Genomic DNA, 25,772 nt, shown 5'->3' with positions numbered 1-25,772 from the left:
GTCCGGGCCCGGAGGCTCAGCGCTTGACGGCCACGCCGCCGTACATCGCGATGTCCTGGTCACGGACCGGCGCGGCGCCCGGCTCCGGATGCCAGCGGTGCACCAGGGTCACGCCCGGGTCCAGCAGCTCGTAGCCGTCGAAGAAGGCGAGCGTCTCGGCCCGGTCGCGGATCTGCAGCGGGATGCCCCGGGCGTTGTACTCGCGGCCCACCCCGCCGACGCCGACCGGGTCGGTGTCGCCGGTGAAGACGGTCAGCGCGAGGAGGCTGCCCGGCGCCAGCCGGTCCATCAGCCGGCGGACGACGCCCTGCGGGTCGTCCCCGTCGAGCACGAAGTGCACGATCGCGATCAGCGAGAGCGCCACCGGCCGGGAGAGGTCCAGCACCTCGCGCAGCCGCGGCGCGTCCATGATCGCGTCGACGTCGCGCAGGTCGGCGTCCAGATAGGCGGTGCGGCCCTCGGGCCGGCTGGACATCAGCGCCCTGGCGTGGGTCAGCACGATCGGGTCGTTGTCGACGTACACCACCCGGGACTCCGGCGCCACCTCCTGGGCGATCTCGTGCACGTTCGGCGAGGCGGGAATGCCCGCGCCGATGTCCAGGAACTGCCGCACGCCGTGCCGTTCGGCGAGGTGGCGGACCACCCGCTCCATGAACCCGCGGGTGGTCCGCATCGAGGTCGGCAGGGCCGGCCAGGCCTTCACGGCGGCGTGCGCGGCGGCACGGTCCGGCTCGAAGTTGGTCTTGCCGCCGATCAGGTAGTCGTACACCCGGGCCGAGTGCGGGACGTCCATCCGCAGGTCCACCCCCGACCAGCCGTCCTCGCCCCGCCCGCCCGTCCGCTCTCCCGAAACCCAGTCAGCGCGCGCCATTGCCGCCCCTCCCGTACATCCCCGTTGATGATCGCTCCGTGCCCCGCCCGCGTCCGCCCGCGTCAACTCCGCAGGCGCGACGCCTTGGTGCGCATGGTAACCGTAACCGGGTGGGCGGCGGCCCGCCGGGGACTCAGATCTGCCCGAACAGCGCCGTGAAGGCCGCCTCCAGTCCGCTCACCGCCGCCGCGAGCACCGCGACCGTGCGCAGCGCGTCGGAGACCGTGCGGACCCGGCGGCGCACCGGCCCCTCGCGGGGCTCGTCGAGGGCGGCCTCGTCGAGGATCCCGGCGAGCGCGGCGTCGGCGTCGGCGGCGTCCTCCTCCGGTACGGCGTCCGGCTGTTCGGCGCGCAGCCGGGCGAGCGCGGTGCGCAGCGCCCCGGCCGCCGTGCGCAGGCCCTCCGGGCCGGTGGGGGCGGCGGGCGGTGCGGCCCCGGCGCCGATCGACACGGTGGCGCCCGCGCCGCCGGCGACCGGGCCGTGCACGGTGGAGCCGACCACCTGGACGCCGCCAGAGTTGTGGTTGCCGCCGGGCGGCGGGCCGCCGGTTCCGCATCCGCAGGGAGCCCGGTTTTCCATCATGTCCCCTCTCACTTGCCGGTGTTGACGTTCGCTCCGGCACCGCCCGCGACCGGGCCGTGCACGGTGGAGTTGACCACCTGGACACCGCCGTTGTTGACGTTGGTGATGCCCTGGGCCTGCTCCTCGAAGGCCGCGCTGTCGTAGCCGCGCGCCCGCAGTTCGTCGCCGACCGCGCTGAACACCCGCTGGGTGACGGTGTTGAGGAAGCGCTGCACGTCGTGCGCCTGGAAGATGTTCTGGTACTCCCCGCCGGCGCCGAGTTCGCGCACGCTGAGCCGGGGCGCGTAGTCGACGGCGTACCCGGACCGGACGAGCTGGCGGTAGCGGCGCCGCAGCCGGGCGGCCCGGCCGCGCGAGGCCCGGACCGCCCGCAGCTGGCCGACGGCGATCCCGAGGTCGCCGCCGAGCCGGCGGGCGGCCCAGCCGAGCGCGTTCGCCGCGTGGGCGGGGCCGGAGCGCTGTCCCAGCAGGTCGACCACGTGGTAGGCCTGCGCGACCGGCTCCAGCACGTAGGGCAGCCACTCCAGGTAGAGCAGTCCGCCGCGGGTGGTGGCGCGGACCAGCACGGTGATCACCACCTCCTCCTGCCAGGAGCCGACCCGGACCGCCAGGTAGTGGCGCAGCCGTTCGTGTCCGGTGCGGCTCAGCAGGTCCGCCCAGGCGGGTTCGAGCAGTACCTGGTCGCCGGCCCGGCCGGACATCGCGCCGAGCCAGCCCGCCGGGTCGTCGCCGCGCAGACTGGGCCGGAACACCCGGTCGGTGACGGAGAGTCCGCGCAGCGGGTCCTCGGGGTAGCGCGGGTCCTGGGCCAGCGCGCGGACCCGCTGGGCGATCGTGCGGTAGAGCACGGCGGCGTCGATCGGCTCGGGCGCGCGCCCCTGGGCGGCCCGTTCGGCGGAGGGGCGCAGCTCGAAGGTCATCCGCCAGGTGCGCCCGGCCCGGCCGAGGCCGACCAGCGGTGCCTGCCGGCGGTAGAGCAGTTCGGGCCCGCTCTGCTGCTCGCGCAGCCGCTCGTACAGCCGGGCGGCCCGCGCGCCGTGCGGCTCAGGGGGCGGCACGGGGGTGGCGTCGGCACTGCCGAAGGCGGTCAGCCTGCGCCGGATCCGGTAGCGCAGGACGGCGGCGGCCGACCAGAGCAGCAGCAGTTCGGCGAGCGCGTACCAGGCGCCGGTGAACAGCTCCGGGTCGAGGTCGTCCAGCTGCTCCTCCAGTCCGTAGCCGAGGACGACCACCACCAGGGCGAGGACGGCGACGACTTGGCCGAGCGCGGCGACCAGGCCCGCGCCGCGGCCGGCGCGGCGCGGGGAGCGCGGGGCGATCACCAGCCGCTCGACCTCCAGGCCGAGCCGGTGGTCCATCCGGTCCACGCCCAGGCCGCCGGCCACGGTCAGCAGCAGGACCACCAGCAGGGTGGCGGTGCCGGCGGCGACGCCGAACAGCGGGAAGCCGAGGACGAGGACGAGCAGGCAGAAGGCGCCCGTCCAGGCCTCCCAGCGGCGGGCGGTGAGGGCCTCGTGCAGCACCCGGACCAGGTCGGTGCCGGGCGAGGGGGCGGGGATGCGGAAGGACTGCTCGACGAGTTCCTCGATCAGTTCCGCGCGGAAGCGGCGGTCCAGCCAGGCGGCGGCGCACAGGTAGCGGGTGGCGTCGCCGGGGACGGGGCCGGCCTGGTGGCGCAGGTTCCCGGGCGTCGCCGGCACGGCGGGCGGAGGCCCGGCGGACGGAGGCCCGGCGGACGGCGAAGCGGGCGACGGCGCCGACGGCGGCGCGGCGGGCGGGGGGACGTCGGCGGGCGCGGTGAAGGACGGGCCGAGGTGGGTCGGCGTGTCGTGCGCCGCCGGCCGGACCGGGCCGAGCGGGATCGACGACGGTGGCGGCGCGGCCGGCGGATGCCCCGCCGGCGGGGTGGTGGGTCGCGGCGGCGGATACGGCGGTGGTCCCTGTGGCGGCGGTGGCGGTGGGGTGCCACTGTCCATGATGCCCCCATTCCTGGGCGGTTTTCCCCCGAACGAGCTTGGCCAGTAAAGCAGTTGACCTCTCCGCCGGACAGCCTTCCGACCACGCCGGGCGGTAACGGTTCGGCTCCGATGCGTAGCGCGTGCAGGAAATTGGAGTTTTGGATTCGCATTCGCTAGCTTTTCGAACGTGAGGCTGACCAAGAGCACCGACATCGCCCTCCGCATCGCCATGCGGCTGGCCGTCCTCGACGAGGAGGCCAACCCGACCACCCGCGAGGTGGCCGAGGCGGTCGGCGTGCCGTACACCCACGCCGCCAAGGTGGTCAGCCGGCTGCAGCACCTCGGCGTGGTGTCGGCGCGGCGCGGTCGTGGCGGGGGGCTGTCCCTCACCGCGACCGGCCGGACCGGCTCGCTCGGACTGCTGCTGCGCGAACTGGAGGGAGTGGGCGATGTGGTCGGCTGTGAGGACGAACCACCCTGCCCACTGCGGTCGGCCTGTCGGCTGCGCGGGATACTGCGCACCGCACAGGAGGCGTTCTTCGCCACCCTCGACCCGTTCTCGATCGGCGATCTGGTCACCGCGCCGACCGGGCCCGTCCTGCTCGACCTCACCCTGAGACCGGGTCTCGCCCCGAGACCCGGACCCGTCGCCGGCCCCACCGGCTGACGCGCTCCGGCACACCCCAACGCACCACCGCAGTAACGCAGTACCCCCACGCACGGCCCCACCGTCGCACCGCGTCACGGCGCACCGCGTCACCCCCCATGCCGGTCCGCGCATCCGCACGGCCGAAAATACGAATCTCAGATTCCAGTTTGGAGCGCATTCGATGCTGTCCGCCAAGTCCGCCGAGGTCGTCGAAGCCACCCTGCCCGTCGTGGGCGGTGCGATCGGAGACATCACGCCGCTCTTCTACGACAAGATGTTCGCCGCCCATCCGGAGCTGCTGCGCGACCTGTTCAACCGGGGCAACCAGGCCAACGGCAGCCAGCGGCAGGCGCTCGCGGGCTCGATAGCCGCCTTCGCGACCGCGCTCATCGCCACCCCGGACAGCCGTCCGGACGCGCTGCTCGCCCGCATCGCCCACAAGCACGTCTCGGTCGGCATCACCGACGAGCAGTACAAGATCGTCCACGAGCACCTGTTCGCCGCCATCGTCGAGGTGCTCGGCGAGGCCGTCACCCCCGAGGTCGCCGCCGCCTGGGACGAGGTCTACTGGCTGATGGCCAACGCGCTGATCGCCATCGAGGACCGCCTGCGCGAGGAGGCCGCCGCCGCGCAGGGCGTCGACCCGGCCGACCTGTGGCGCCCCTACACCGTGGTGGCCCGCTACCAGGAGACCGACGACGTCACCACCTACCTGGTCCGCCCGGCCGACGGCAAGCCGCTGCCGCCCGCCAAGCCCGGCCAGTACGTCTCGGTGCGCGCCGAACTGGCGGACGGCGCCCACCAGATCCGCCAGTACAGCCTCTCCGGCGCCCCGGACGGCGCGCTCCAGTTCAGCGTGAAGCGCGCCACCGCCGAGGTCGCGGGCGGTCCCGAGGGCGAGGTCTCCAACCACCTCCACGAGACCGTGCGCGCCGGCGACGTCCTGGACCTCGCCCCGCCGTTCGGCGACGTCGCGCTCGCCGAGGGCGACGGCCCGGTGCTGCTCGCCTCGGCCGGCATCGGCAACACGCCGATGACCGCGATGCTGGCCGCCCTCGCCGCTACCGGCTCGACCCGCCGGATCGTCACCGTGCACGGCGACCGCGACCAGCTCTCGCACGCCTTCCGCGCCGACCTCACCCAGCTGACCGCCAAGCTGCCGAACGCCACCGCGCACGTCTTCTACGAGCGGCCGCTCGGCGACTGGCCGGCCGAGCGCACCGGCCTGGTCGACCTGTCCGCGGTCGAGGTCCCGGCGGGCACCACCGCCTACCTCTGCGGCCCGCTGCCCTTCCTGCGCGCCGTCCGCGGCCAGCTCCTCGCCGCGGGCGTCCCGGCCGCCGACATCCACTACGAGGTGTTCGGCCCGGACCTCTGGCTCGGCCAGGACGCCTGATCCGGGTGGGCCCGCCGCCCCCGAGGCGGGCCCACCGACCCGCGCCGCCCCGGACGGACCCCCGTCCGGGGCGGCGTTCCCGGCGTGGTGCCCTGCCGCCCGGTCCGGCGGCTCGGTACGATCACCGCGGGCCGGCCGGGGCCGGCACCCGTGCCGTCACCGGCACCCGCACTGGCGCCCGGCCTGCCGCCGGGCCGAGGGATCGGGAGGAGCGTTGCGCGTCGCGTTGTTCGCCACCTGCGTCAACGACGCACTGCTGCCGTCCACCGCGATCGCCACCGTCCGGCTGCTCGAACGCCTCGGCGTCGAGGTCGACTTCCCGTCCGCGCAGAGCTGCTGCGGCCAGCCGCAGTACAACAGCGGCTATCTGAAGGCCTGTGAACCGCTGGTCCGCCGCACCGTACGGGCCTTCGCCGGCTACGACCACGTGGTGGCACCGTCCGGCTCCTGCGTGGCCATGGTGCGCGACGCCCACCCCAGGATCGCCGCCCGCGCCGGCGGCGCACTCCCCTCCGCCGTCGCCGGGCTGACGCCCCGGGTGCTCGAACTGAGCGAGTTCCTCACCGATGTGCTGGGCGTCGAGGACGTCGGCGCGTGGTTCCCCCACACCGTCACCTACCACCCCTCCTGCCACGGCCTGCGGCTGCTCGGCCTCGGCGAGCGCCCGCTGCGGCTGCTGCGCGCCGTGCGCGGACTGGAACTGGTCGAACTGCCCGGCGCCGAGGAGTGCTGCGGCTTCGGCGGCACCTTCGCCGTGAAGAACCCGGCGGTCTCGGCCGCGATGGCCGCCGACAAGACCGCCAACGCCCTGGCCACCGGCGCCGAGGTGCTGTGCGGCGGCGACAACTCCTGCCTGCTGCACCTCGGCGGCACCCTGCGCCGGCAGGGCGCGCGGCTGCGCCCGCTGCACCTCGCCGAGATCCTCGCCAGCACCGAGGCCGAGCCCTGGCGGGCGGCGCCGTGAGCGGGACCTTCCTCGGCATGCCCGCCTTCCCGCCGGGCGTCTCCCCGGACGTCCCCTTCCCCGAGGCCGCCGCCGGGGCCGTACGGGACGAGCGGCTGCGCGCCAATCTGCGGCACGCCACCAGCACCATCCGGGAGAAGCGCGCCCGCGCCGTCGCCGAACTCACCGACTGGGCCGAGCTGCGCGCCGCCGCCAAGGCCGTCAAGGACCGCACCCTGGAGCGGCTCGACCAGCACCTCGTCCGGCTGGAGGAGCAGGTGACCGCCGCCGGCGGCACCGTGCACTGGGCCGCCGACGCCGCCGAGGCCAACCGGATCGTCACCGCGCTGGTCCGGGCCACCGGCGAGCGGGAGGTGGTCAAGGTCAAGTCCATGGCGACCCAGGAGATCGGGCTCAACGAGGCACTCGCCGAGGCCGGCATCCGCGCCTACGAGACCGATCTCGCCGAGCTGATCGTCCAGTTGGGCGACGACCGGCCCTCGCACCTGCTCGTCCCGGCGATCCACCGCAACCGCGGCGAGATCCGGGACGTCTTCGCCCGCCGGATGGCCGACTGGGGCCGCCCGGCCCCCGAGGGGCTCACCGACGCGCCGGGTGAACTCGCCGAGGCCGCCCGGCTGCACCTGCGGGAGAAGTTCCTGCGGGCCCGGGTCGCGGTCTCCGGCGCCAACTTCATGATCGCCGAGACCGGCACCCTGGTGGTCGTCGAATCCGAGGGCAACGGGCGGATGTGCCTGACCCTCCCGCGCACCCTGATCTCGGTGGTCGGCATCGAGAAGGTCCTGCCCGCCTGGCAGGACCTGGAGATCTTCCTGCAACTGCTCCCCCGCTCCGCCACCGCCGAGCGGATGAACCCCTACACCTCGCTGTGGACCGGCACCCACGCCGACGGCCCGGACGGCGACGGGCCCGAGGAGTTCCACCTCGTGCTGCTCGACAACGGCCGTACCGACGCGCTCGCCGACCGGGTCGGCCGCCAGACGCTGCGCTGCATCCGCTGCTCGGCCTGCCTCAACGTCTGCCCGGTGTACGAGCGGGCCGGCGGGCACGCCTACGGCTCGGTCTACCCCGGGCCGATCGGCGCCGTCCTCACCCCCCAACTGCGCGGCACCGCCACCCCGCTGGACGCCTCGCTGCCGTTCGCCTCCTCGCTCTGCGGGGCCTGCTACGAGGTCTGCCCGGTCGCCATCGACATCCCCGAAGTGCTGGTCCACCTGCGCGAGCGGGTCGCCGGGCAGCGCGGGCACCGGCTGGAGCGCGCCGCGATGGCCGCCGCCACCTACGTACTGGACCGCCCCGCCCTGCTGCGGGCCGCCGAACGGGCCGCCGCCCGCACCCGCCGGCTCCACCCGCGCCGCCTCCCCGGCCCCGGCCGGGCCTGGACCGACACCCGCGAACTGCCGGCCGTCCCGAGCGAACCGTTCCGCGACTGGTGGCGGAGGAACCGCCCATGAGCAGCCCCCGGCCCCCGGCCCCGCCCACCGGCTCGCGCGAGCTGGTGCTCGCCCGGATCCGCGCCGCGCTGCGCACCGGCGGCGGTCCGCGGGAGGAGCCCGTGCCGCGCGACCACCTGCGCAGCCACGTTCCCGCCGACGACCCCGACGCGCTGCTCGACCTGCTGCAGCACCACCTCGCCGACTACCGCGCCCTGGTCCACCGCTGCACCGCCGACCGGCTGCCGCTGCTGCTCGCCGCCCTGTTCGAGGCCCGCGGCACCCGCACCGTGGCCGTCCCGCCCGGCCTGCCGCCCGACTGGCTCGCCGTCACCCGGGCCCGGGCGCTCGCGGACGACGGCCCGGACGGACCGCTCACCGCGGCCCGGCTGGACACCGTCGACAGCGTGCTCACCGGCTGCGCCCTGGCGATCGCCGAGACCGGCACCCTGGTGCTGGACGCCGGCCCGGCCCAGGGCCGCCGGCTGCTCACCCTCGTCCCCGACCACCACGTCTGCGTGGTCCTGGCCCCCGGTCAGGTGGTCGCCTCGGTGCCGCTCGCCCTCCCCCGGCTGGACCCCACCCGCCCGCAGACCTGGATCTCCGGGCCCTCGGCGACCAGCGACATCGAACTGGACCGGGTCGAGGGCGTGCACGGCCCCCGCACACTGGAGGTCGTCCTGGTCTCGGACGGCGGCTGACGGCGGCTGACGGCGCTTCTCAGGCCGGACGGAGTTCCAGGGTGCAGCACTTGGGGCCGCCGCCGCCCTTGAAGAGCTCGGAGAGGTCGACCGGCACCGGCTCGTAGCCGGCGTCGGACAGCCGGGCCGCCAGCGACTTCGCCGCCTCCGGGAGCAGCACCCGGCGCCCGTCGGAGACCGCGTTCAGCCCGAACACCCCGGCGTCCTCGCGCTCGGCGAGGATGGCGTCCGGGTAGAGGCTGCGCAGCAGCGCCTGGCTGTCGGGGGTGAACGCCTCCGGGTAGTACATGACGTGGTCGTCGGTGAGCACGGCCAGCGCGGTGTCCAGGTGGTAGAATCGCGGGTCCACCAGTTCCAGGCCGAGCACCGGCAGGCCGAACACGGCCCGGGCCTCGGCGTGCGCGGCCGGGTCGGTGCGGAAGCCCGAGCCGGCCAGCACCCGGCGGCCGACCAGCAGGTGGTCGCCCTCGCCCTCGTTGACGTGCTCGGCGCGCCGCACCTCGCGGAAGCCGCCGGCCCGGAACCAGTCCTGGTGGGCCTCGGACTCCCCGGCCCGCTCGGCGTGCCGGAAGGTCGCGACCAGCACCCGGCCGTCGAGCACGGTCGCGCCGTTGGCCGTGTAGACCATGTCGGGCAGGCCGGGCAGCGGCTCGATGAACTCGACGGTGTGGCCGAGCTCCCGGTACAGCGCGCACAGCCGCTCCCACTGGCGGACGGCGAGCGTGGTGTCGGTCGGCTTCGAGGGGTCCATCCACGGGTTGATCGCGTACTCGACGGTGAAGTACGTCGGGCGGCACATGAGGTAGCGCCGCGGCCTCGCGGTGCGCTCCGGGAAACGGTGGGGCATGCGGCGACCTCCGCCATCGGGAAGGGAATGCGCTACGGGCGTCTCGCGGCCCAGAGGGCGGCTGCCCCGGCCGGGCCGTTCGCACACCCGGGCCGGCCGACCTGACGGCGCAGGCGCCCCGCGCACCCGGCGCGCCGCGCCGCGCGTCCCCGGCGCACGGGGGCGCGCACCGGGACACGTGGCCGATCTCACGTACCGCGACCGGCCACCTACGGTGGCGTAGGTCACTTCAGACAGTGAACTATTTCTGTCATGCCGAACCTCCAGGAGACCCTTGACCTCGATTCGTACGTCGCCCTCGGGGACAGCTTCACCGAAGGCCTGAACGACCCCGCGGCCGACGGCGCCTTCGCCGGCTGGGCCGACCGGCTGGCCGTGCTGCTCGCCGACGGCCGGCCGCCGGGCGGGTTCCGGTACGCCAACCTCGCGGTGCGCGGCCGGCTGCTGGACCAGATCATGGCCGAGCAGGTGCCGCAGGTCCGCCGCATCCAGCCGGACCTGGTCACCTTCTGCGCCGGCGGCAACGACATCCTGCGGCCCGGCAGCGACCCCGACGAGGTCGCCGAGCGCTTCGAGGCCGCCGTCGTCCAACTCGCCGACTCGGCGGGCACGGTGCTGATCTGCACCGGCTTCGACACCCGCGGCGTGCCGCTGCTGAAGCACCTGCGCGGCAAGATCGCCACCTACAACGGCCACATGCGGGCCGTCGCCGACCGGCACGGCTGCCAGGTGGCCGACCTGTGGTCGCTGCGCGCCGTCCAGGACCGCCGTGCCTGGAGCGAGGACCGGCTGCACCTCTCCCCCGAGGGCCACCAGCGGGTCGCCCTGCTGGCCGCCCGCTCGCTGGGCCTGCGCACCGAGCAGGACCCGGAGGCGCCGTGGCCGGCCGCCCCGGTGCTCTCCTCCGCCGAGCAGCGCCGGGAGAACCTCCAGTGGGCGCGCGAGTTCCTGCTGCCGTGGGTCGGCCGCCGGCTGCGCGGCGAGTCGTCCGGCGACCACGTCGAGGCCAAGCGGCCCGAGCTGATGCCGCTCTGACGCTCCGACGCTCCGTCAGGCCCTTCCCCGGCCGGCCGCCCCGGCGCCCCGGTGCGCCAGGGCGGCCAGGCCCGCGCCGGCCAGGTACCAGAGCAGGTCGGGCGGGTTGAAGGTGGAGCCGAGCACCAGCCGGGCGAGCACGCTGTGCCGGGCCAGGTCGTCGGGCACGCCGGTGAGCTGGAACAGTTCGACGGCCCAGCTCAGCCCGGCGGCCCAGGCCGCGGCCGCCCAGGGCCGCAGGCGCGGCGCGACCAGCACCACGAGCGCGTACAGCAGCACGGTGTAGAGCGCGTCGCCCGCGTACTTGGCGACCTCCCCGCCCGCCACCGCCCGCACCCCGAGCCCCGCCACCACCGTCACCCCGGCCGCCACCGCCGCCGGCCCCCGCCCCGCCCACCGCCCCCGAAGATCGTCCATCCCGGCACCCTAAGGCCCTCTCTCCGATCATGTCGGACCAGGGGCGTCGTTGACGGGCCCCTCGCCCCCGGCCTCCGGCGGCGACCACCCGGCGTGATCCGGAAGAGAGGGCCCGACCCCGCCGGGCGCTTCCGGAACCGTGCGCGACCCGCCGGGCGTCCCTCCCTCCCGAAGGGTTGTGCGGACGGCCCGGTAGCCTGCTGGCCGGCCCGTTCGGGGCCGGGTCCGCGCAGGTCGCGGACGGGAACGACTCAGAACAGGGCGGGGCGCAGTGACGCAGCTGACCGAGATGGTGACCGGGTCCGGAATACCGGCGGACGCGACGGAGGCCGGGCACGGGCCCGCGCGGCGGTTCACGGTCGAGGGCTTCGCGCCGGGCCACGACGGCGGCGCCCGGGCGCGCGGCAAGGCGCTGCGGGCGCGGAGCCCGCGCGAGGGGCACGCCGGGTTCGCCCCGGCCGCCGACCGGCCGACCGCCGTCGAGGCGATCGAGGCGTCCAACGCGGGCCGCCGAGCCGCACTGGTGCCGATCCGGCTGGGCCGGATGGCCGCCACCCCGTTCGCCTTCCTGCGCGGCTCGGCCGGCCTGATGGCGGCCGACCTCGCCGCCACCCCGGCCGGCGGCATCGTGGCCCAGCTGTGCGGTGACGCGCACGCCGCCAACTTCGGCCTGTACGGCGACGCCCGGGGCCGGCTGGTGATGGACATCAACGACTTCGACGAGACCGTGCCCGGCCCGTGGGAGTGGGACCTCAAGCGGCTGGCCGCGAGCCTGGTGCTGGCCGGCCGGGAGGTCGGCGCGGACGAGGCCACCGCCCGCCAGGCCGCCTTCGACGCGGCCGGCGCGTACCGTCGCACCATGCGCACGCTGGCGAAGCTGCCGGCCCTGGACGCCTGGAACGCCGTCGCGGACGAGCAGCTGGTCTCCTTCGCCCAGGCGCACGACCTGGCCGAGGTGCTGGGGAAGGTCGCCGCCAAGGCGCTCGGCAACACCAGCGCGCGCTTCGCCGCCAAGTCCACCGTCCGCGCGGAGGACGGCGGTTGGCGGTTCACCGCCGCGCCTCCGGTGCTCAGCGAGGTGGCGGACGCCGAGGCCGCGGCGGTCGCCACCGCGCTCGGCCCGTACGTGCGCACGGTGCCGGCCGAGCTGCACCCGCTGCTGTCCCGCTACCGGGTGCAGGACGTGGCGTTCCGCGTGGTGGGCACCGGCAGTGTCGGCACCCGCTCGTACGTGGTGCTGCTGACCGACCACCGGGAGCAGCCGCTGGTGCTCCAGGTGAAGGAGGCCCGCCCGTCGGTGCTGCTGCCCTACCTGGCCCGGGCCGGGTACCCGGTGACCGCGCCGGACAGCCACGAGGGCCGCCGGGTGGTGCTCGGCCAGAAGCGGATGCAGGTGGTCAGCGACACCCTGCTCGGCTGGACGACGGTGGACGGACTCCCCTACCAGGTGCGGCAGTTCCGCAACCGCAAGGGCAGTGTGGACCCGGCGGCGCTGCTGCCGGCCCAGCTGGACGACTACGCCCGGATCACCGGCGCCCTGCTCGCCCGCGCCCACGCGCACACCGCCGACCCGGGGGTGATCTCCGGCTACTGCGGCAAGAACGAGGTGCTGGACGAGGCGCTGGCCGCGTTCGCGGTGGCGTACGCGGACCGCACCGAGGCCGACCACGCCGATCTGGTGGCGGCGATCCGCTCGGGGCGGCTCCCGGCCGAGCACGGCGTCTGATCAGCCCGCCGGACCGTCACGGCCGGCCGGGGTCCAGGAACGGCGCCACCGCCGCGACGAACTCGGCCGGCCGGGCCCGGTGCACCAGGTGCCCGGCCTCGATGGTCACCAGCCGGCAGTCGGGGATCAGCCCGGCCAGTTCGGCCGCCCCGGCCTGCGGGACGTGGCCGGCCGCGCCGCCGGCCACCAGCAGGGTGGGCGCGGTGATCGCGGCCATCCGCTCCAGCCGGCGCGGGTCGGGCCGGTCGATCTGCTCCTTGACCGCCCGGACCGCCGCCCAGTCGAAGTCCACGGGCCCCTCGGGGGCGTCGGCCACCGGGCTCGCCGGGCGCGGGCGCGGGGCGGGGACGTCCTCCAGCACCAGCCGGCCGACGCGCCCGGGGCGCTCCTGGGCGACCAGGTAGGCGACGGCGCCGCCCATCGAGTGGCCGACCAGGTCGGCCCGGTCGAGTCCGAGCGCGTCGAGGAAGGCGAGCACGTCGTCGCGCATCGCCTCCAGCCCGTAGTGGCCGGGGCGGGCGCTGCCGCCGTGGCCGCGCTGGTCGAGCGCCAGTACCCGGTGGTGCGGGGCGAGGCCGGGGAGCACGGTGTCCCAGTCGGCGGCCCGCTCGCCGAGCGCGTGCAGCAGGACCAGCGGCGGGCCGTCGGCCGGGCCGCTCTCCCGGTAGGCGAGCGAGAGACCCGGCGGTTCCGTCCTCCGATGATCGGTCATGGCGACCACGGCAGGCCGGGTCCGGTCCCGCCGGACCCGGCGTTCGCCCACCGCTCAACCGGAGGTCCGGCTCCCCTCCCGGACCGGCTCCGCCGCCCGCGCGTCGCCCGCGTCGCCGCCGTTCCCCGGGACGGCCGCGCGCGCCGCCTCCTCGCGCGCCGTCGCCCGGCCCGCCAGCACCGAGGCCAGCACCGCCAGCGCGGCCACCGCCGCGCAGACGCCGCTCGCCCAGGCGAACGCCGCCCGGTGCCCGCCGCCCCCGCCGGTCGCCCGCAGATAGACGCCGGAGAGCGCCGAGACGCTGACCGCCGCCGCGATCCGCTGCGCCATCTGCAGGATCGCCCCGCTCACCCCGGCCGCCTCGGCGGGCGCGTGCCGTAGGACGAAGGCCTGGTTGGACGCCCCCATCAGCCCGATCGAGGCGCCGCCCAGCAGTTGCAGCAGCGCCAGCAGCCAGGGCAGCGATCCGGTCGGCGCCCACATCGCGACCAGGCCGCCGGTGAGCATCGTCAGCGCCGAGCCGGTCATGCCCGCGGTGACGGTCCGCCGGCCGAAGCGCCGCACCACCCGCCAGGCCAGCGCCGAGGCGAAGCCCATCGCCACCGCCGAGGGCAGCGCCACCAGCGCCGCGCCGATCGGCGACAGGCCCAGCCCGTCCTGGAGGAACATGGTCAGCACCAGCCCGGCGGCCAGCGAGGAGCCGAACTGGGCCATCGCCACCACCGTGCCCAGCGCGTACGGCGCCGAGCGGGTCAGCGCCGGGTGGATCAGCGGGTGGCCGCCGGCCCGGGCGAAGCGGCGCTGCCACCAGGCGAGGGCGCCCAGCAGCAGGACCGCGGCGGCGGCGAAGCCGAGCCAGCCCGCCCAGCCGGGCGGCTGGACGAACGGCAGCATCAGCGCCAGCGTCAGCGCGCCGACCAGCAGCAGCCCGACCAGGTCGAGGTCGGCGTTGCGGGTGCTGGGCCGCGGACGCGGCAGGTGGCGGGCCGCCAGCCACACGGTGGCGAGCCCGAAGGGGACGTTCAGCAGGAAGGTCAGCCGCCAGCCGTGCTCCGGCCCGACGGCGGCGAGCACCGCTCCGCCGACCGGCGGGCCGAGGGTGAAGGCGAGGCCGCCGGTGACCGCGTACATCCCGAGTGCCCGGGCCCGCAACTGCCCCTGGAAGACGTCCTGGAGGGTGCCGATCATCTGCGAGTTGACCAGTCCGGCGCCCGCGCCCTGGAGCAGCCGGGAGGCGACCAGCACCCACGGCTCGGTGGCGGTCGCGGAGAGCAGGCTGACCACGGTGAACAGGGCGAGGCCACCGACGAAGAACCACTTGCGGCCGCGCACGTCGCCGAGCCGCCCGCCGGGGATCAGGGCCAGACCGAAGGCGAGCGAGTAGCCGGCCACGATCCACTGCAGGTGCGCGGGCTGGGCGTGCAGCGACTCGCGCAGCGCGGGGATCGAGGTGTTGAGCACCGACTGGTCGATCAGGGTGGTGAAGCCGCCCGCGACGCAGACCAGCAGCACCCGCCGCCCGGCCGCGTCGAACCGCTCCTTGGTCTCCGTAGCCCCGTTCGCCCCCTTGGCCCCCTCGCCGGGCGGCGCGGGTATCGCTCCGCTCGCGCTCACGGTTCGACCACCACCAGCGCGTACCGGGCCCCGTCCGGGCCGGGACAGCGGAAGCGGGTGGTCTCGGGGACGAACCGCAGGCAGTCCCCGGCCTCCAGCAGTTCCTCGGCGCCGTCGACGGTGAGCGCCAGCCGGCCCTCCAGCAGCCAGAGGTGGTGCTCGCGGCCGGTGTCGCAGGGCTTGTCGTAGGCGATGTCACCGCCGGCCGGCAGCCGTCCCTCGATCACCTCGGCCCGCAGCGAGCCGTGCGGCGGCGAGACGGAGCGCCGGACGAACCCGGTCGCCTCGTCCCGCCAGACCCGCTGGTCCGCCGCCCGCACCAGCCGCGCCGGCGCCGCCTCCACCTCCGCGAGCAGCCGCGACATGCTCCGCCCGTAGACGGCGCAGAGCCGCCCGAGCAGCGCCGCCGTCGGGCTCACCTCCACCCGCTCGACCCGCGACAGCGTCGACCGGCTGACCTCCGCCCGCCGCGCCAGCTCCTCCAGCGTCCACCCGCGCTCCACCCGCAACTCCGCGAGCCGTTCCGCCAACCGCTCGTCGGCGGCCGTGTCGATTCCCATATCCGTGATGCTATCCCGGATACGGGACGACTCCCGGGGTGGGCTCAGTGCAGTTCGCCCAGGCCTCCGCGCAGCTTCGCGAGCGCCGTCCGCTGCCCCGCGTCGGCCTTCACCAGGTACGGCGTCATGCCGTCCAGGAGGCCGATGAGGCTGGTGACGAACGGACTCGGCACCGGCACCCGGCCGTTGAGGGCGCGCACCAGGTCGACGTCCGCCGCCAACGACGCGGCGAGGTCGCCCAGCACCTTGCGGTCCACCTCCTCCGGCATCGCGGCCACCTCGGGGACGGACGCGTGCAGGCCTTCCCACCTGGTCCGCACGTCCTCCAGGACGGCCGCCTGCAACTCGATGGCCAGCGTGGCCCACTGGTCGGCGGTCGGCTGGACGGCCGGGACCGTCGCGAACCCGGTCCGGAGCGCGGCGACGGCCTCCCGCTCCTCCGGCCGGTCCTCGTTCGCCAGCGTGTGGACCAGCTCCCGCGCCCTCGCGGCGAACCGCCGCGCCGCCTGCGTGGTGGCGGTGGCCGCGACCAGGGCGTCCAGCACCAGGTCGGCCAGCTCCAGCGGCCCACGGTTCACCACGGTGCGCGGGATCCGCAGCGCGCCGGTGGCCGGGTCGTACTCGATCCGGTCACCGCTCTCGACCGGAAGCGGGTCGATCCGGTCCACGGAGTTCTTCAACTCACCCAGGTAGCTGAACAGTTCGTCCAGCACCGCCTGGTCGCCGGTGCGCAGCCCGACGGCGCCGGCGCGCAGGCTCCGCTCGGCGATGAACCCCCCGGCCGCCAGCCACTGCTCCAGCCCGAGCAGCCGGGCATGGTGCTTCCAGACGGACCACTCGGGGGTGTTCCACTTGGCCTCGCTGAAGGTGAGCCGGGCGAACCCCGTGCAGTCGTTGGCCCGCACCCAGGCCCGGTTGACCAGGATGTCCAGCCAGGCCAGCGCCGCGCCGAGGGTGGTGGTCCGCGCCCGCTTCACCAGCCGGCCGCGCTGCGCCGCCACCCGGCCGAGCACCTGGTAGCGGCCCCACGCCTTCTCGTCGCGCTCGACGAGCAGCGCGGCGGCCTCCGCGTAGGTGTCGGCGTTGGCCTGGGCGAGCACCGCGGGCAGGTGGCCCCACGCCCAGCCGGTCCGGTACGCGTAGTCCTTGACCGGATGCGTCAGGCCCTCCGGCAGGCTGTGGGACAGCTCGTGCACCAGGGTGAGCGCCCGGGTGGTGAGCGACCGGGTGCCCGGGCCGACCATGCCCGGGCGCACCTGGATCTCCAGCACCGAGGGCGCCGGACCGTCGCTGATGACCGTGCTCGCCCCCATCGTCGCGGGCAGGTCCTCCCGCACCACGAACCGCACTTCGCGCATCCGGCGGGCCAGCAGCGAGAACCGCCGGTGGAAGACCGTGTAGTCCGGGACCGGCCCGGGGCCGTTCAGCACGGTGGTCCCGGCCAGCTCCGCGGCGGTGCCGAGGGCGACGATCCGCTCGACCCGAACGGTCAGCGCCTCCAGCACCTTCTGCTCGGCGGCGGTCAGGGCTCTGCTCACGTGTTCCTCCGCGTCCCGTTGCACGAACCGGCCTTCCCGAGGGGGCGGTTCGCCCGGCGTTCTCCGAACGGCATGCTCCCGGGCGGCGATGGACAACGAATAAACACCGACCTCCGAAGGCCTCCCGCGGGCCGCCGGGACCGGGCCGGGCGGAACGCGCCGCGCCGCCGGGGGTTCCGGACCGGAGGGCTGACGATCATATGATGTGCGCGATCACGGGCCCGGTCGGCCCACGCGAAACACGGGGGAACCTCATGTTCGGCATCATCAGACCCTGCCGCCACCGCCTCTCCGAGCGGCTGCAGGCGAGCTGGATGGCCCACCTCTGCGGGCTCTGCCTCGCCCTGCGGGACGACCACGGGCAGTTGGCGCGGACCGCCACCAACTACGACGGGCTGATCATCTCGGTGCTGGTCGAGGCCCAGGCCACCGCCGGGGCCGCGGCCGAGGCCGGGCGGCGGACCGCCGGGCCGTGCCCGCTGCGCGGCATGCGGACCGCCTCCGTCGCCCAGGGCGAGGGCGCCCGGCTGGCCGCCGCCGTCTCGCTGGCGCTCGCCTCGGTGAAGATCCGCGACCATGTCGAGGACCGTGACGGCGTCTTCGCCCGGCGGCCGGTGGCGGCGGGCGCCCGGGCGGTCACCCGGCGCTGGGACCGCCGCAGCGCGGGCAGCGCCTCGGTGGTCGGCTTCGACACCGCCGTGCTGCTGGACGCCGCCGCCCGGCAGGGCGAGTTGGAGCGCTCGCTGCCGGCCGGCGGCTCGGTGCTGCTGGTCACCGAGCCCACCGAGACCGCCACCGCCGCCGCGTTCGCGCACACCGCCACGCTGGCCGGCCGCCCCGGCAACGCGGCGCCGCTGGCCGAGGCCGGGCGGCTGTTCGGACGGCTCGCGCACCTGCTGGACGCCGCCGAGGACCAGCAGGCCGACGCCGCGAGCGGCGCCTGGAACCCGCTGACCGCGACCGGCACCGACCGCGCCGAGGCCGAACGGCTCTGCCGGGACGCCGTGCACGGCATCCGGCTCGCCCTGCGGGACGTCGAACTGACCGACCGCGCCCTGGTGCACGTCCTGCTCGCGCACGAGACCGAGCGCGCCGTCGAGCGGGTCTTCGGCCGGGCCGGCCACACCGCCTGCCGGGTCAAGGCCGAGGACGGCGGCGGCACCCCGCTCGCCGCCAACCCGTACCAGGCGCCGCCGCAGCACGACCCGAACCAGGCCCCGCCGCAGGACCCCGGCGCGCCGGTCCCGCCGTGGGTGCCGCAGGGTCCCGGCTTCACCCCGCCCGGCGGTCCGCCGCCCAACCGCCGCAACCTGGTGGCCGGTTGCGCGGCCTGGGCGCTGATGGGCTGCACCTGCCAGCTGCTCTGCTGCGAGCACAACCACCCGTTCACCGGCGAGCGCCGCGAGGGCTTCTGCGCCCGGCACGAGCCCTGCGACTGCGGCAACTGCGGCGACTGCTGCGAGGCCTGCCAGTGCTGCGGGGACGGCTGCAACTGCTGCAACGGCTGCTGCGACGGCTGTGACGGCTGCGGCTGCGACTGCTGAGCACCTCCCCCAGGTGGAGCCGGCCCCGGCCGGACGGCGCCCCGGCCGCCGGGCCGGCTCCCCCTCGCGGCGTAGCGGCGCTCCCCCGGCGGAGCGACGTGGCGGGGGGCCTGGCGAACCTAACGTGGCGTCATGTCGAAGAACCGATGGTGGCGCTCCGCCGCCCTGACGATTGTTTCCACCACCCTGGTCCTGTCCCTGGCCGGCCCGGCCACCGCCGCGACCGGCGCGGTGGCCGGCGCGACCCCGGCCGCCGGCGCCGCCGTCGCCGGTGCCGCCAAGCCCCACGTCCCCGCACCGACCGCGCACCGGCCGATCGGGACGGCCTCCGCGCACCTGGTCGACACCGGCCGCCCCGACCCGTGGCGCGCCGACGCACCGAACCGCGAGCTGATGGTCACCTTCTGGTACCCGGCGAACTCGCCGCGCGGCGCCCACGCTCCTTATATGTCACCGGAGTTGTCCCGGGCGCTGTACGGCTTCGAGCAGCCCGCCGCGCTGCGCACCGGCGCGGTGGCCGACGCCCGGCCGGCCGCCGGACGGCACCCGCTGGTCCTGCTCTCCCCCGGCTTCGGCCTGAGCCGCACCTCGCTCACCGCCCTCGGCGAGGAGTTGGCCGCACGCGGTTACGCGGTGGCCGCCGTCGACGCCACCTACGAGACCTCGGTGGAGTTTCCCGGCGGCCGGATGGAGTCCTGCCTGGCCTGCGGACAGGAGGGCACCGACCCGGAGTTCGGCGCCAAGTCCTCCCGCGCCCGGGCCGCCGACCTGCGCTTCGTGCTCGACCGGCTGACCGCGCCCGGACGCGGCGGCCCGGTCCGCGGCCTGACCGTCGACGCCTCGCGGATCGGCGCCGCCGGGCACTCGCTCGGCGGCGCCGCCGCCCTGGAGGCGATGCGCCAGGACCCGCGGATCAAGGCCGCCGCCAACCTGGACGGCAGCATCTGGATCCCGGCCGGCGACGACACCGGGCGGCCGGCCCTGCTGTTCAGCGCCGCCCTCGGCGGCGCACCGCAGGCCACCGAGAACTGGGAGGAGAACTGGAAGCGGTTCACCGGCCCCCGCTACTGGGTGGACCTGCCCGCCGCCGGGCACCTGTCGTTCTCCGACCAGCACTGGCTGGTCGACACCCTCCGCCTGCAAGACCAGCTACCGCCGGGGGCCTACCAGGAGAACTTCGGCACCCTCGCCGGCGGCCGTACCCTGGCCGCCACCCGCGCCTACCTGGGCGCGTTCTTCGACCGGCACCTGCTCGGCCGCCCCGCCCCGCTGCTGGACCGGCCCTCCCCCAGGTTCCCCGAGGTCCGCTTCGCCAAGTAGTCCGCCGGGCACGGCACTTCGCCCGTAGTCGCCCGTCCGCGCGCCGCGCTGCCACAGCGGCAGCACCGCGACGCGCGCGGCCGGGCGGCGCTCATCCCTCACGGCCCACCGCCCCCGGCACCCGGCGGTCGGCCGCCAGTGAGTCCTCCAGCCGGGCCAGCAGCACCCGGAACCGGTCCGCGTCCTCGGCCGTCATCCGGCCGCCCTCCACCGGGACCCGCACGCCCCGGTCCCCCGTCGTTCCCTCGTTCATGCCCCGACCCTAGGCCGCGACGATCAACACCGGATAAACGGAACGCCCCGCCCCTGCTACGCGCGGCCCAGCACCCGGTCCACCGTGATCTCGATGACCACCCGGTCCGGGTTCACCCGCGGCTCGCGGTAGCGCTCGGCGTACCGCCGCTCCGCCTCCGCCACCGCCTCCGGCGCGTCGCGGACCACCGCGACGCCCTCCAGCGTCGACCAGCGCGCCCGGTCCACCTGGCAGACCGCCACCCGCTGCCCGCCCTCCCCGGCCTCCAGCACATTGCGGACCTTCCGGCTGGTCCGGCTGCTGATCACCCGGGCGACCCCGCTCTCCGGCTCGAACGTCACCCCCACCGGCACCACGTGCGGCGACCCGTCCGGCCGCCGGGTGGTCAGGGTGGAGATGTGCCGCTCCCGCCAGAAGGCGAGGAAGGCGTCGTCGAGCGCGCGCGGATCATGGGCCATGCCCGCGATCGTACGTGCCCGGGCCCGGCGTCCGGCCGCCGGGCCCGGGTCACCGCCCGACGGCCTCAGTGCCCGCGGGCGATCCAGTCGGGGAGGGCCGGGGCCTCGGCGCCGATGGTGGTCGGGTCACCGTGACCGGTGCGGACCACCGTGTCGGCGGGCAGGGTGAGCAGCCGCTCGCGGATGGAGTCGATGATGGTCGGGAAGTGCGAGAACGAGCGCCCGGTGGCGCCCGGGCCGCCGTGGAAGAGGGTGTCGCCGGTGAACACCGTGCCCAGGTCCGGGGCGTGCAGGCAGACCGCGCCCGGGGCGTGGCCGGGCGTGTGCAGGACGGTCAGCACGGTGCCGGCGACCTCGATCCGCTGGCCGTCGGCGAGTTCGCCGTCGGGGAGGCGGTCCGGGTGGGTCAGCTTCCACAGCGGCAGGTCGTCCGGGTGGAGCAGGACCGGTGCGCCGGTGCGCGCGGACAGCTCCGGGGCGGCGTCGATGTGGTCGTTGTGCGCGTGGGTGGAGACGATGGCGACCAGCCGGCGGCCGGCGAGCGCCTCCTCGATCGCGGCGGCGTCGTGCGCCGCGTCGATCACCACGGCCTCGGTGTCGTCGCCGACGATCCAGACGTTGTTCTCCACCTCCCAGCTGCCGCCGTCGAGTTCGAAGGTGCCGGCGGTGACGAGCCGGTCGACGCGGGCGGCCGCGGTGCTCACAGGACCACCACCGAACGCAGCACGTCGCCGTGGTGCATGCGCTCGAACGCCTGCTCCACCGCGTCCAGCCCGATGGTCTCGCTGACGAAGGCGCCGAGGTCCAGGCGGTCCTGGAGGTAGAGGTCGATCAGCATCGAGAAGTCCCGCGAGGGCAGGCAGTCGCCGTACCAGGAGGACTTCAGCGCGCCGCCGCGCCCGAACACGTCGAGCAGCGGGAGCTCCAGCTTCATCTCCGGCGTCGGCACGCCGACCAGGACGACGGTGCCGGCCAGGTCGCGGGCGTAGAAGGCCTGCTGGTAGGTCTCCGGGCGGCCGACCGCCTCGACCACGACGTCGGCGCCGTGGCCGCCGGTCAGCTCGCGGATCGCCTCGACGGGGTCGGTGTTCCTGGAGTTGACGGTGTGGGTGGCGCCGAGCTTCTCGGCGGTGGCGAGCTTGCGGTCGTCGATGTCCACCGCGATGATCTTCGACGCGCCGGCCAGCCGCGAGCCCAGCACGGCCGCGCCGCCGACGCCGCCGACGCCGATCACCGCGACCGTGTCGCCGCGGCCGACGTTGCCGGTGTTGATGGCGGCGCCGATGCCCGCCATCACACCGCAGCCGAGCAGCCCGGCGACGGCCGGGTCGGCGGCCGGGTCCACCTTGGTGCACTGGCCGGCGGCGACCAGGGTCTTCTCGGCGAACGCGCCGATGCCCAGCGCCGGGGACAGCTCGGTGCCGTCCAGCAGCGTCATCTTCTGCTTGGCGTTGTGGGTGTTGAAGCAGTACTGGGCCCGCCCGCGCTTGCAGGCGCGGCACTGGCCGCAGACGGCGCGCCAGTTGAGGACGACGAAGTCGCCCGGCTCGACCTCGGTGACGCCCTCGCCGACGCTCTCCACGATGCCCGCGGCCTCGTGGCCGAGCAGGAACGGGAACTCGTCGTTGATCCCGCCCTCGCGGTAGTGGAGGTCGGTGTGGCACACGCCGCAGGCCTGGATCCGCACCACCGCCTCGCCCGGCCCGGGGTCGGGCACGACGATCGTCGTCACCTCCACGGGCGCGCCCTTGGCGCGTGCGATCACTGCCTTGACCTGCTGGGCCATCCGTTTCCACCTCCGTCGGCCGGTGCCGCTCTGCACCGGCGTGACCTGCGTCGACGCGGTCCGTCGACACGAGTCGGGTGACTCGCCCACGAAGCGTAGCGCCCGGCCCGGGGGCAGGCCGGGGAGCCTCCCGGGTGATCCGGCTCACCGGGGCGGCCACCCCCTCGGGGGCGCACCACAGGGCGCACACGCCACGCCGAGCGCCCCCGGTCGCCGCTGTGCCCTCACCATGCCCGTGGAACCCGGGCGTTGGCTGGAATCGTCGCTGACTGCGGCCCGTCGCCCACGTACGGTCGGGGGCGTGTCCGACGGACACGCCCCGCACGAACCCGGCCCACCCGGCACACCCGTCGACCACCCCGCCCGTCCCCGCGCACCACCCGGATCCACCCCCCGCAGGCCGCCCCGCGCGGCCACCGCCCTGGAGTCTGGAGTACGGATGTCCGCCGAGAACAGTGCCACCGGTGCCGGAACCGGTACCGCCCCGCACCCCGGCGCGGACGCCGGCACGGCCCTGCCCGTGCTGCCGCCGCTGCACTGCCTGCGCCTGCTCGAACCCGGCCCGCCCCGGCCGGCCGCCCTGCCCACCGGCACCCCGGTCTGGCTGGTCAGCCGGCACGCCGACGTCCGGCAGGTGCTCACCGACCCGCGGCTGGGCCGCGCCCCGCTCCACGCACCGGACGCCCCGGCCGTCACCCTCTCCCCCAACCTGCTCGACGACCCGAGCGCGCTGCTCAACATCGACGGCGTCGAGCACCAGCGGCTGCGCCGCACCGTGCAGCGCGCGTTCACCCCGCGCGCGATCGCGCGCTGGCGCCCCTGGGTGGCCTCGGTCGTCGAGGGACTGCTCGACGAGCTGATCGACCGGGGCTCGCCCGCCGACATCGTCGCCGCCTACACCCGCCCGCTGCCGGTCGCCGTGATCAGCCGGTTGATGGGCCTGGACCAGCTCGACACCAAGCGCCTGGAGCACTGGAGCGACCACGCCCTGGCCACCACCGCGTACACCCCGCAGGCCATCCGCACCGCGATGAACGACTTCGCCCACTTCGGCGCCGAGGTCATCGCCGAGCGCCGCGCGGAGCCCGGCGACGACCTGGTCAGCAGCCTGCTCACGGCCGCGGACGACACCCCGGGGATCACCGAGGAGCAGATCGTCACGCTCGTCATCGGCCTGGTCGTGGCCGGGCACGAGACCACCATGACCTCGCTCGGCAACGCCCTGGTCTACCTGCTCGGCGAGGGCCGGGACGCCTGGCAGCAGCTCGCCTCCGACGAGCAGAGCGCGGCCGCCGCCACCGAACAGCTGCTGCGCGTCGTCCCGCTGGGCGACTCCGACGTGCTGCCCGGCCTGCTGCGGCGGGCGGTCGAGGACGTCGAGATCGGCGGCGTGCGGATCCCCGCCGGAAGCGTGGTCGCCGCCGACGTCGCCTCCGCCAACAGCGACCCGGAGGTGTTCACGGGGGACCTGCTGACGGAGCTGTTCTCCCCGCTCGCCGCGCCGAGCTACACCTTCGGCGCCGGGCCGCACCACTGCCTGGGCGCCTGGCTGGCCCGGATGGAGATGGAACTCGCCCTGCACCGGCTGGCCCGGCGGCTGCCCGCGCTGCGGCTCACCGCGCCGCAGGAGGCCATCGAGTGGCGGCGCGGCCTGCTGACCCGCAGTCCGCAGCGGCTCCAGGTCGCCTGGTGACGGGCCACGGCACGGCCGGGACGGCGGGGGCGGCGGGGACGACGCCCGGGACGACGCCCGAGGTGATCGTCCAGGTCGACCGCGACCGGTGCATCGGCTCGGGCATGTGCGCCCTCACCGCGCCCGCCTCGCTGGCGCTCGGCGCCGACGGCCTCGCCCGGCCGCTGCGCGAGCAGCCGACCGGCGCCGCCGGGGAACCGCTCACCGCGGAGCTGACCGAGGCGGTCGACTACTGCCCGGTCGAGGCGCTCACCCTGTACGGCGCCCGCGACGGGCGCCGGATCAGCCCGGCCGGCTGACCGGGTCCACCGTCGGCGCCGCGCCCCGTCCGGCGCGGCGCCGACGGCGCCCGAGGAGGTGTCAGCGGGCGGCCTCCAGGGCGCGCCGGACCTCGGCCGCCGGATCGCCCTCGTGGTACGGGCGCTCGCTGTCCTCGATGTGGTCCAGGAACTCCTGGTACCGCAGTGCGTGGCCGAGGTGGACCAGCGGCCCCGCCAGCTCCAGCGCCCGCTCCGGCTCGCAGCCCGGCACCCGCTCGCGCCAGGCGCGGGCCCACTCCCCGGCCGCCCGGGCCCACCGCTCGTCGTCCAGGAAGGCCCGGGGCCGCAGCCCGTCCGCCGCCGGGTGGCCGAGGCAGGCGTCCGCGTAGTCGATGACGACCGGCCCGCCGCCGTCGGAGCGCCAGTTGCCGGGGTGGAAGTCGCCGTGCACCACGGTCTCCGGCAGCCCGCACGCGGCCAACTCCTCGACCAGGGCGGGCAGCCGCGCGGCCAGTGCCCGGGCGGCGGTCAGCTCAACCGCCGTCAGCTCACCGGCCACCGGCTCCCCGCCCGTCGGCTCCGACCCGGCGGCGAGCCGGTCGAGCAGCGCGGGAACGGCGGCGGCCAGCGCGCGCGGGGTGCGGTCGCGCAGCCCGGCCGCGGCGGCCCGGCCGTCGGCCGCGAGCGCCGCCTGGGCGGCGACCAGCCGCGGCACGACGTCCGCCACCTCCGCCTCCGACGGCCCCCAGCAGTCCTCCCCCGGCACCTCGTCGAGCAGCACCCGCCCGTTCGCCGGGTCGGCGGCGAGCACCACCGGTACCAGCGCCGGGTCGGCGGCGCCGAACAGCCCGATCACCTCCGCCTCCCGGGCGTTGAACGCCGGGTTGATCACCTTCAGCCAGGCCGGGCCGGCGGCGGTGGGGAGCCGGAACAGCCCGGACAGGTTCCAGGTGCGGACCTGCTCGGCGCGCCCGGTGACCGGCCGTCCGGCCGCCGCCAGCGCCCGCTCCGCCCAGTCCAGCGCCGCCCGCAGCCCCTCCGGCGCGGCCCAGGCGGCCCGCCGGTCGGCCGGCCCCAGCAGCGCCGCGGTCCCGTCGTCCGGTTGCCGTACCGCCCGCCCGGCCGGGCGCTCCAGCGCCTCGACGTGGTAGACGGTGTGCCCGCCGTGGCCGCCCGCCCCGCCGGTCACCCCGACGAGCCGGACCACCACCACCGGCACCCCCACCTCCGCCGAGACCCGCTCCACCACCGCCCCGACCGCCGACCACCACGGCACCCCCACCTCGAACGGGCCGACCGCCCCGAGATACCCGCCGCCGTACGTGAGGTGGACGCCGACGGTCCGCCCGTTCCCATGATCCATCCGCGCAGCCTCCCCCGGCCGCCCTGCCGCGCGCGACCGATTTTCCGGGCGGCGGCCCGCTGCGGGAGCCCCCGCCGGACCGCCCTGCCCG

The 25,772-nt window shown here is 75.9% G+C and carries 25 protein-coding genes; 11 read left to right on the top strand and 14 right to left on the bottom strand.

Annotation, left to right across the window (positions count from 1 at the left end; genetic code table 11):
• Positions 1-16: 16 nt before the first annotated feature.
• From ACFZBX_RS08600 to ACFZBX_RS08590, 3 genes are all read right to left on the bottom strand, one after another.
• Positions 17-871, bottom strand: coding sequence for an SAM-dependent methyltransferase (locus ACFZBX_RS08600; protein ID WP_391532253.1), 855 nt, complete (start codon positions 869-871; stop codon positions 17-19).
• A gap of 133 nt (positions 872-1,004) precedes the next feature.
• Positions 1,005-1,454 carry a hypothetical protein gene (locus ACFZBX_RS08595; RefSeq protein WP_391532252.1) on the bottom strand — a complete coding sequence of 150 codons (450 nt, stop codon included), beginning with the start codon at positions 1,452-1,454 and terminating at the stop codon, positions 1,005-1,007.
• An 8-nt stretch (positions 1,455-1,462) separates the two neighbouring features.
• Positions 1,463-3,430, bottom strand: a complete 1,968-nt coding sequence (locus ACFZBX_RS08590) for a hypothetical protein (RefSeq protein ID WP_391532250.1) — start codon at positions 3,428-3,430, stop codon at positions 1,463-1,465.
• A gap of 169 nt (positions 3,431-3,599) precedes the next feature.
• On the opposite strand from ACFZBX_RS08590, the gene ACFZBX_RS08585 reads away from it, so the two are divergent.
• From ACFZBX_RS08585 to ACFZBX_RS08565, 5 genes are all read left to right on the top strand, one after another.
• Positions 3,600-4,079: an RrF2 family transcriptional regulator gene (locus ACFZBX_RS08585; protein WP_391532248.1), complete on the top strand. Its 480-nt coding sequence runs from the start codon at positions 3,600-3,602 to the stop codon at positions 4,077-4,079.
• A 163-nt stretch (positions 4,080-4,242) separates the two neighbouring features.
• Positions 4,243-5,457, top strand: a complete 1,215-nt coding sequence (locus ACFZBX_RS08580) for a globin domain-containing protein (protein ID WP_391532247.1) — start codon at positions 4,243-4,245, stop codon at positions 5,455-5,457.
• 214 nt (positions 5,458-5,671) lie between these two features.
• The gene (locus ACFZBX_RS08575) at positions 5,672-6,421 is read left to right on the top strand and encodes a (Fe-S)-binding protein (protein WP_391532245.1); all 750 of its coding nucleotides are present in this window, start codon (positions 5,672-5,674) and stop codon (positions 6,419-6,421) included.
• The gene (locus ACFZBX_RS08570) at positions 6,418-7,875 is read left to right on the top strand and encodes a lactate utilization protein B (protein WP_391532243.1); all 1,458 of its coding nucleotides are present in this window, start codon (positions 6,418-6,420) and stop codon (positions 7,873-7,875) included. Before ACFZBX_RS08575 ends, ACFZBX_RS08570 begins: the two co-directional genes overlap by 4 nt.
• Entirely contained in the window at positions 7,872-8,555 is a 684-nt protein-coding gene (locus ACFZBX_RS08565; protein ID WP_391532241.1) for a lactate utilization protein C, read from the top strand. Before ACFZBX_RS08570 ends, ACFZBX_RS08565 begins: the two co-directional genes overlap by 4 nt.
• A 19-nt stretch (positions 8,556-8,574) precedes the next feature.
• On the opposite strand, the gene ddaH is transcribed toward ACFZBX_RS08565, so the two are convergent.
• Complete coding sequence (gene ddaH / locus ACFZBX_RS08560) at positions 8,575-9,402, bottom strand: dimethylargininase (RefSeq protein WP_391532239.1); 828 nt, start codon at positions 9,400-9,402, stop codon at positions 8,575-8,577.
• 252 nt (positions 9,403-9,654) lie between these two features.
• On the opposite strand from ddaH, the gene ACFZBX_RS08555 reads away from it, so the two are divergent.
• Positions 9,655-10,437 (top strand): SGNH/GDSL hydrolase family protein, encoded by a 783-nt coding sequence (locus ACFZBX_RS08555; RefSeq protein ID WP_391532238.1) that lies wholly within the window; start codon positions 9,655-9,657, stop codon positions 10,435-10,437.
• A gap of 15 nt (positions 10,438-10,452) precedes the next feature.
• Here ACFZBX_RS08555 and ACFZBX_RS08550 read toward each other — a convergent pair whose 3' ends face one another.
• Positions 10,453-10,854: a DUF2809 domain-containing protein gene (locus ACFZBX_RS08550; RefSeq protein WP_391532237.1), complete on the bottom strand. Its 402-nt coding sequence runs from the start codon at positions 10,852-10,854 to the stop codon at positions 10,453-10,455.
• Between the two features lie 289 nt (positions 10,855-11,143).
• Here ACFZBX_RS08550 and ACFZBX_RS08545 point away from each other — a divergent pair, with 289 nt between their 5' ends.
• Complete coding sequence (locus ACFZBX_RS08545; protein WP_391532603.1) at positions 11,144-12,580, top strand: DUF2252 domain-containing protein; 1,437 nt, start codon at positions 11,144-11,146, stop codon at positions 12,578-12,580.
• Positions 12,581-12,596: 16 nt separating this feature from the next.
• On the opposite strand, the gene ACFZBX_RS08540 is transcribed toward ACFZBX_RS08545, so the two are convergent.
• Genes ACFZBX_RS08540 through ACFZBX_RS08525 form a run of 4 tightly spaced genes read right to left on the bottom strand, consistent with a single transcriptional unit; the run spans position 12,597 to position 17,004 of the window.
• Complete coding sequence (locus ACFZBX_RS08540; protein ID WP_391532236.1) at positions 12,597-13,292, bottom strand: alpha/beta fold hydrolase; 696 nt, start codon at positions 13,290-13,292, stop codon at positions 12,597-12,599.
• A 54-nt stretch (positions 13,293-13,346) separates the two neighbouring features.
• On the bottom strand, positions 13,347-14,906 hold the full coding sequence (locus ACFZBX_RS08535) for an MFS transporter (protein ID WP_391532235.1): 1,560 nt from the start codon (positions 14,904-14,906) through the stop codon (positions 13,347-13,349).
• Positions 14,903-15,466: a helix-turn-helix domain-containing protein gene (locus tag ACFZBX_RS08530; RefSeq protein ID WP_391532234.1), complete on the bottom strand. Its 564-nt coding sequence runs from the start codon at positions 15,464-15,466 to the stop codon at positions 14,903-14,905. Before ACFZBX_RS08530 ends, ACFZBX_RS08535 begins: the two co-directional genes overlap by 4 nt.
• 44 nt (positions 15,467-15,510) lie before the next feature.
• Positions 15,511-17,004, bottom strand: a complete 1,494-nt coding sequence (locus ACFZBX_RS08525) for a hypothetical protein (RefSeq protein WP_391532232.1) — start codon at positions 17,002-17,004, stop codon at positions 15,511-15,513.
• Between the two features lie 254 nt (positions 17,005-17,258).
• Here ACFZBX_RS08525 and ACFZBX_RS08520 point away from each other — a divergent pair, with 254 nt between their 5' ends.
• Both ACFZBX_RS08520 and ACFZBX_RS08515 read left to right on the top strand, forming a co-directional pair.
• Positions 17,259-18,548 carry a DUF5685 family protein gene (locus ACFZBX_RS08520; protein ID WP_391532231.1) on the top strand — a complete coding sequence of 430 codons (1,290 nt, stop codon included), beginning with the start codon at positions 17,259-17,261 and terminating at the stop codon, positions 18,546-18,548.
• Positions 18,549-18,680: 132 nt separating this feature from the next.
• Positions 18,681-19,868: an alpha/beta hydrolase family protein gene (locus ACFZBX_RS08515; RefSeq protein ID WP_391532230.1), complete on the top strand. Its 1,188-nt coding sequence runs from the start codon at positions 18,681-18,683 to the stop codon at positions 19,866-19,868.
• 91 nt (positions 19,869-19,959) lie between these two features.
• Here ACFZBX_RS08515 and ACFZBX_RS08510 read toward each other — a convergent pair whose 3' ends face one another.
• The 4 genes from ACFZBX_RS08510 to ACFZBX_RS08495 all read right to left on the bottom strand — a co-directional run bounded on the left by ACFZBX_RS08510 (position 19,960) and on the right by ACFZBX_RS08495 (position 22,365).
• Positions 19,960-20,121: a hypothetical protein gene (locus tag ACFZBX_RS08510; RefSeq protein ID WP_380756351.1), complete on the bottom strand. Its 162-nt coding sequence runs from the start codon at positions 20,119-20,121 to the stop codon at positions 19,960-19,962.
• Positions 20,122-20,177: 56 nt separating this feature from the next.
• Entirely contained in the window at positions 20,178-20,579 is a 402-nt protein-coding gene (locus ACFZBX_RS08505) for a pyridoxamine 5'-phosphate oxidase family protein (RefSeq protein ID WP_391532229.1), read from the bottom strand.
• A 65-nt stretch (positions 20,580-20,644) separates the two neighbouring features.
• Positions 20,645-21,283: an MBL fold metallo-hydrolase gene (locus ACFZBX_RS08500; protein WP_391532228.1), complete on the bottom strand. Its 639-nt coding sequence runs from the start codon at positions 21,281-21,283 to the stop codon at positions 20,645-20,647.
• Positions 21,280-22,365, bottom strand: coding sequence for an S-(hydroxymethyl)mycothiol dehydrogenase (locus tag ACFZBX_RS08495; protein ID WP_391532227.1), 1,086 nt, complete (start codon positions 22,363-22,365; stop codon positions 21,280-21,282). Before ACFZBX_RS08495 ends, ACFZBX_RS08500 begins: the two co-directional genes overlap by 4 nt.
• A 439-nt stretch (positions 22,366-22,804) precedes the next feature.
• Here ACFZBX_RS08495 and ACFZBX_RS08490 point away from each other — a divergent pair, with 439 nt between their 5' ends.
• Both ACFZBX_RS08490 and ACFZBX_RS08485 read left to right on the top strand, forming a co-directional pair.
• The gene (locus ACFZBX_RS08490) at positions 22,805-24,058 is read left to right on the top strand and encodes a cytochrome P450 (RefSeq protein WP_391532225.1); all 1,254 of its coding nucleotides are present in this window, start codon (positions 22,805-22,807) and stop codon (positions 24,056-24,058) included.
• Positions 24,055-24,357: a ferredoxin gene (locus ACFZBX_RS08485; protein WP_391532224.1), complete on the top strand. Its 303-nt coding sequence runs from the start codon at positions 24,055-24,057 to the stop codon at positions 24,355-24,357. The genes ACFZBX_RS08490 and ACFZBX_RS08485 overlap by 4 nt, the downstream gene beginning before the upstream one ends.
• Positions 24,358-24,418: 61 nt before the next feature.
• Here ACFZBX_RS08485 and ACFZBX_RS08480 read toward each other — a convergent pair whose 3' ends face one another.
• Positions 24,419-25,681 carry a phosphotransferase family protein gene (locus ACFZBX_RS08480; protein ID WP_391532223.1) on the bottom strand — a complete coding sequence of 421 codons (1,263 nt, stop codon included), beginning with the start codon at positions 25,679-25,681 and terminating at the stop codon, positions 24,419-24,421.
• Positions 25,682-25,772: the final 91 nt, after the last annotated feature.

Origin of the sequence: Kitasatospora sp. NPDC008115, from assembly GCF_042957205.1 — a bacterium.
Lineage (GTDB): Bacteria > Actinomycetota > Actinomycetes > Streptomycetales > Streptomycetaceae > Kitasatospora.
The sequence above is the reverse complement of the archived record's forward strand: the minus strand, read 5'-3'. Positions and strand labels throughout refer to the sequence as shown.

Bases quoted from the DNA above. Each gene is read 5' to 3' on its own strand.
- ACFZBX_RS08600 (WP_391532253.1), bottom strand. From the start codon at position 871: ATGGCGCGCGCTGACTGGGTTTCGGGAGAGCGGACGGGCGGGCGGGGC.
- ACFZBX_RS08595 (WP_391532252.1), bottom strand. From the start codon at position 1,454: ATGATGGAAAACCGGGCTCCCTGCGGATGCGGAACCGGCGGCCCGCCG.
- ACFZBX_RS08590 (WP_391532250.1), bottom strand. From the start codon at position 3,430: ATGGACAGTGGCACCCCACCGCCACCGCCGCCACAGGGACCACCGCCG.
- ACFZBX_RS08580 (WP_391532247.1), top strand. From the start codon at position 4,243: ATGCTGTCCGCCAAGTCCGCCGAGGTCGTCGAAGCCACCCTGCCCGTC.
- ACFZBX_RS08565 (WP_391532241.1), top strand. From the start codon at position 7,872: ATGAGCAGCCCCCGGCCCCCGGCCCCGCCCACCGGCTCGCGCGAGCTG.
- ddaH (WP_391532239.1), bottom strand. From the start codon at position 9,402: ATGCCCCACCGTTTCCCGGAGCGCACCGCGAGGCCGCGGCGCTACCTC.
- ACFZBX_RS08555 (WP_391532238.1), top strand. From the start codon at position 9,655: ATGCCGAACCTCCAGGAGACCCTTGACCTCGATTCGTACGTCGCCCTC.
- ACFZBX_RS08550 (WP_391532237.1), bottom strand. From the start codon at position 10,854: ATGGACGATCTTCGGGGGCGGTGGGCGGGGCGGGGGCCGGCGGCGGTG.
- ACFZBX_RS08545 (WP_391532603.1), top strand. From the start codon at position 11,144: ATGGTGACCGGGTCCGGAATACCGGCGGACGCGACGGAGGCCGGGCAC.
- ACFZBX_RS08540 (WP_391532236.1), bottom strand. From the start codon at position 13,292: ATGACCGATCATCGGAGGACGGAACCGCCGGGTCTCTCGCTCGCCTAC.
- ACFZBX_RS08530 (WP_391532234.1), bottom strand. From the start codon at position 15,466: ATGGGAATCGACACGGCCGCCGACGAGCGGTTGGCGGAACGGCTCGCG.
- ACFZBX_RS08520 (WP_391532231.1), top strand. From the start codon at position 17,259: ATGTTCGGCATCATCAGACCCTGCCGCCACCGCCTCTCCGAGCGGCTG.
- ACFZBX_RS08515 (WP_391532230.1), top strand. From the start codon at position 18,681: ATGTCGAAGAACCGATGGTGGCGCTCCGCCGCCCTGACGATTGTTTCC.
- ACFZBX_RS08510 (WP_380756351.1), bottom strand. From the start codon at position 20,121: ATGAACGAGGGAACGACGGGGGACCGGGGCGTGCGGGTCCCGGTGGAG.
- ACFZBX_RS08505 (WP_391532229.1), bottom strand. From the start codon at position 20,579: ATGGCCCATGATCCGCGCGCGCTCGACGACGCCTTCCTCGCCTTCTGG.
- ACFZBX_RS08495 (WP_391532227.1), bottom strand. From the start codon at position 22,365: ATGGCCCAGCAGGTCAAGGCAGTGATCGCACGCGCCAAGGGCGCGCCC.
- ACFZBX_RS08490 (WP_391532225.1), top strand. From the start codon at position 22,805: ATGTCCGCCGAGAACAGTGCCACCGGTGCCGGAACCGGTACCGCCCCG.
- ACFZBX_RS08480 (WP_391532223.1), bottom strand. From the start codon at position 25,681: ATGGATCATGGGAACGGGCGGACCGTCGGCGTCCACCTCACGTACGGC.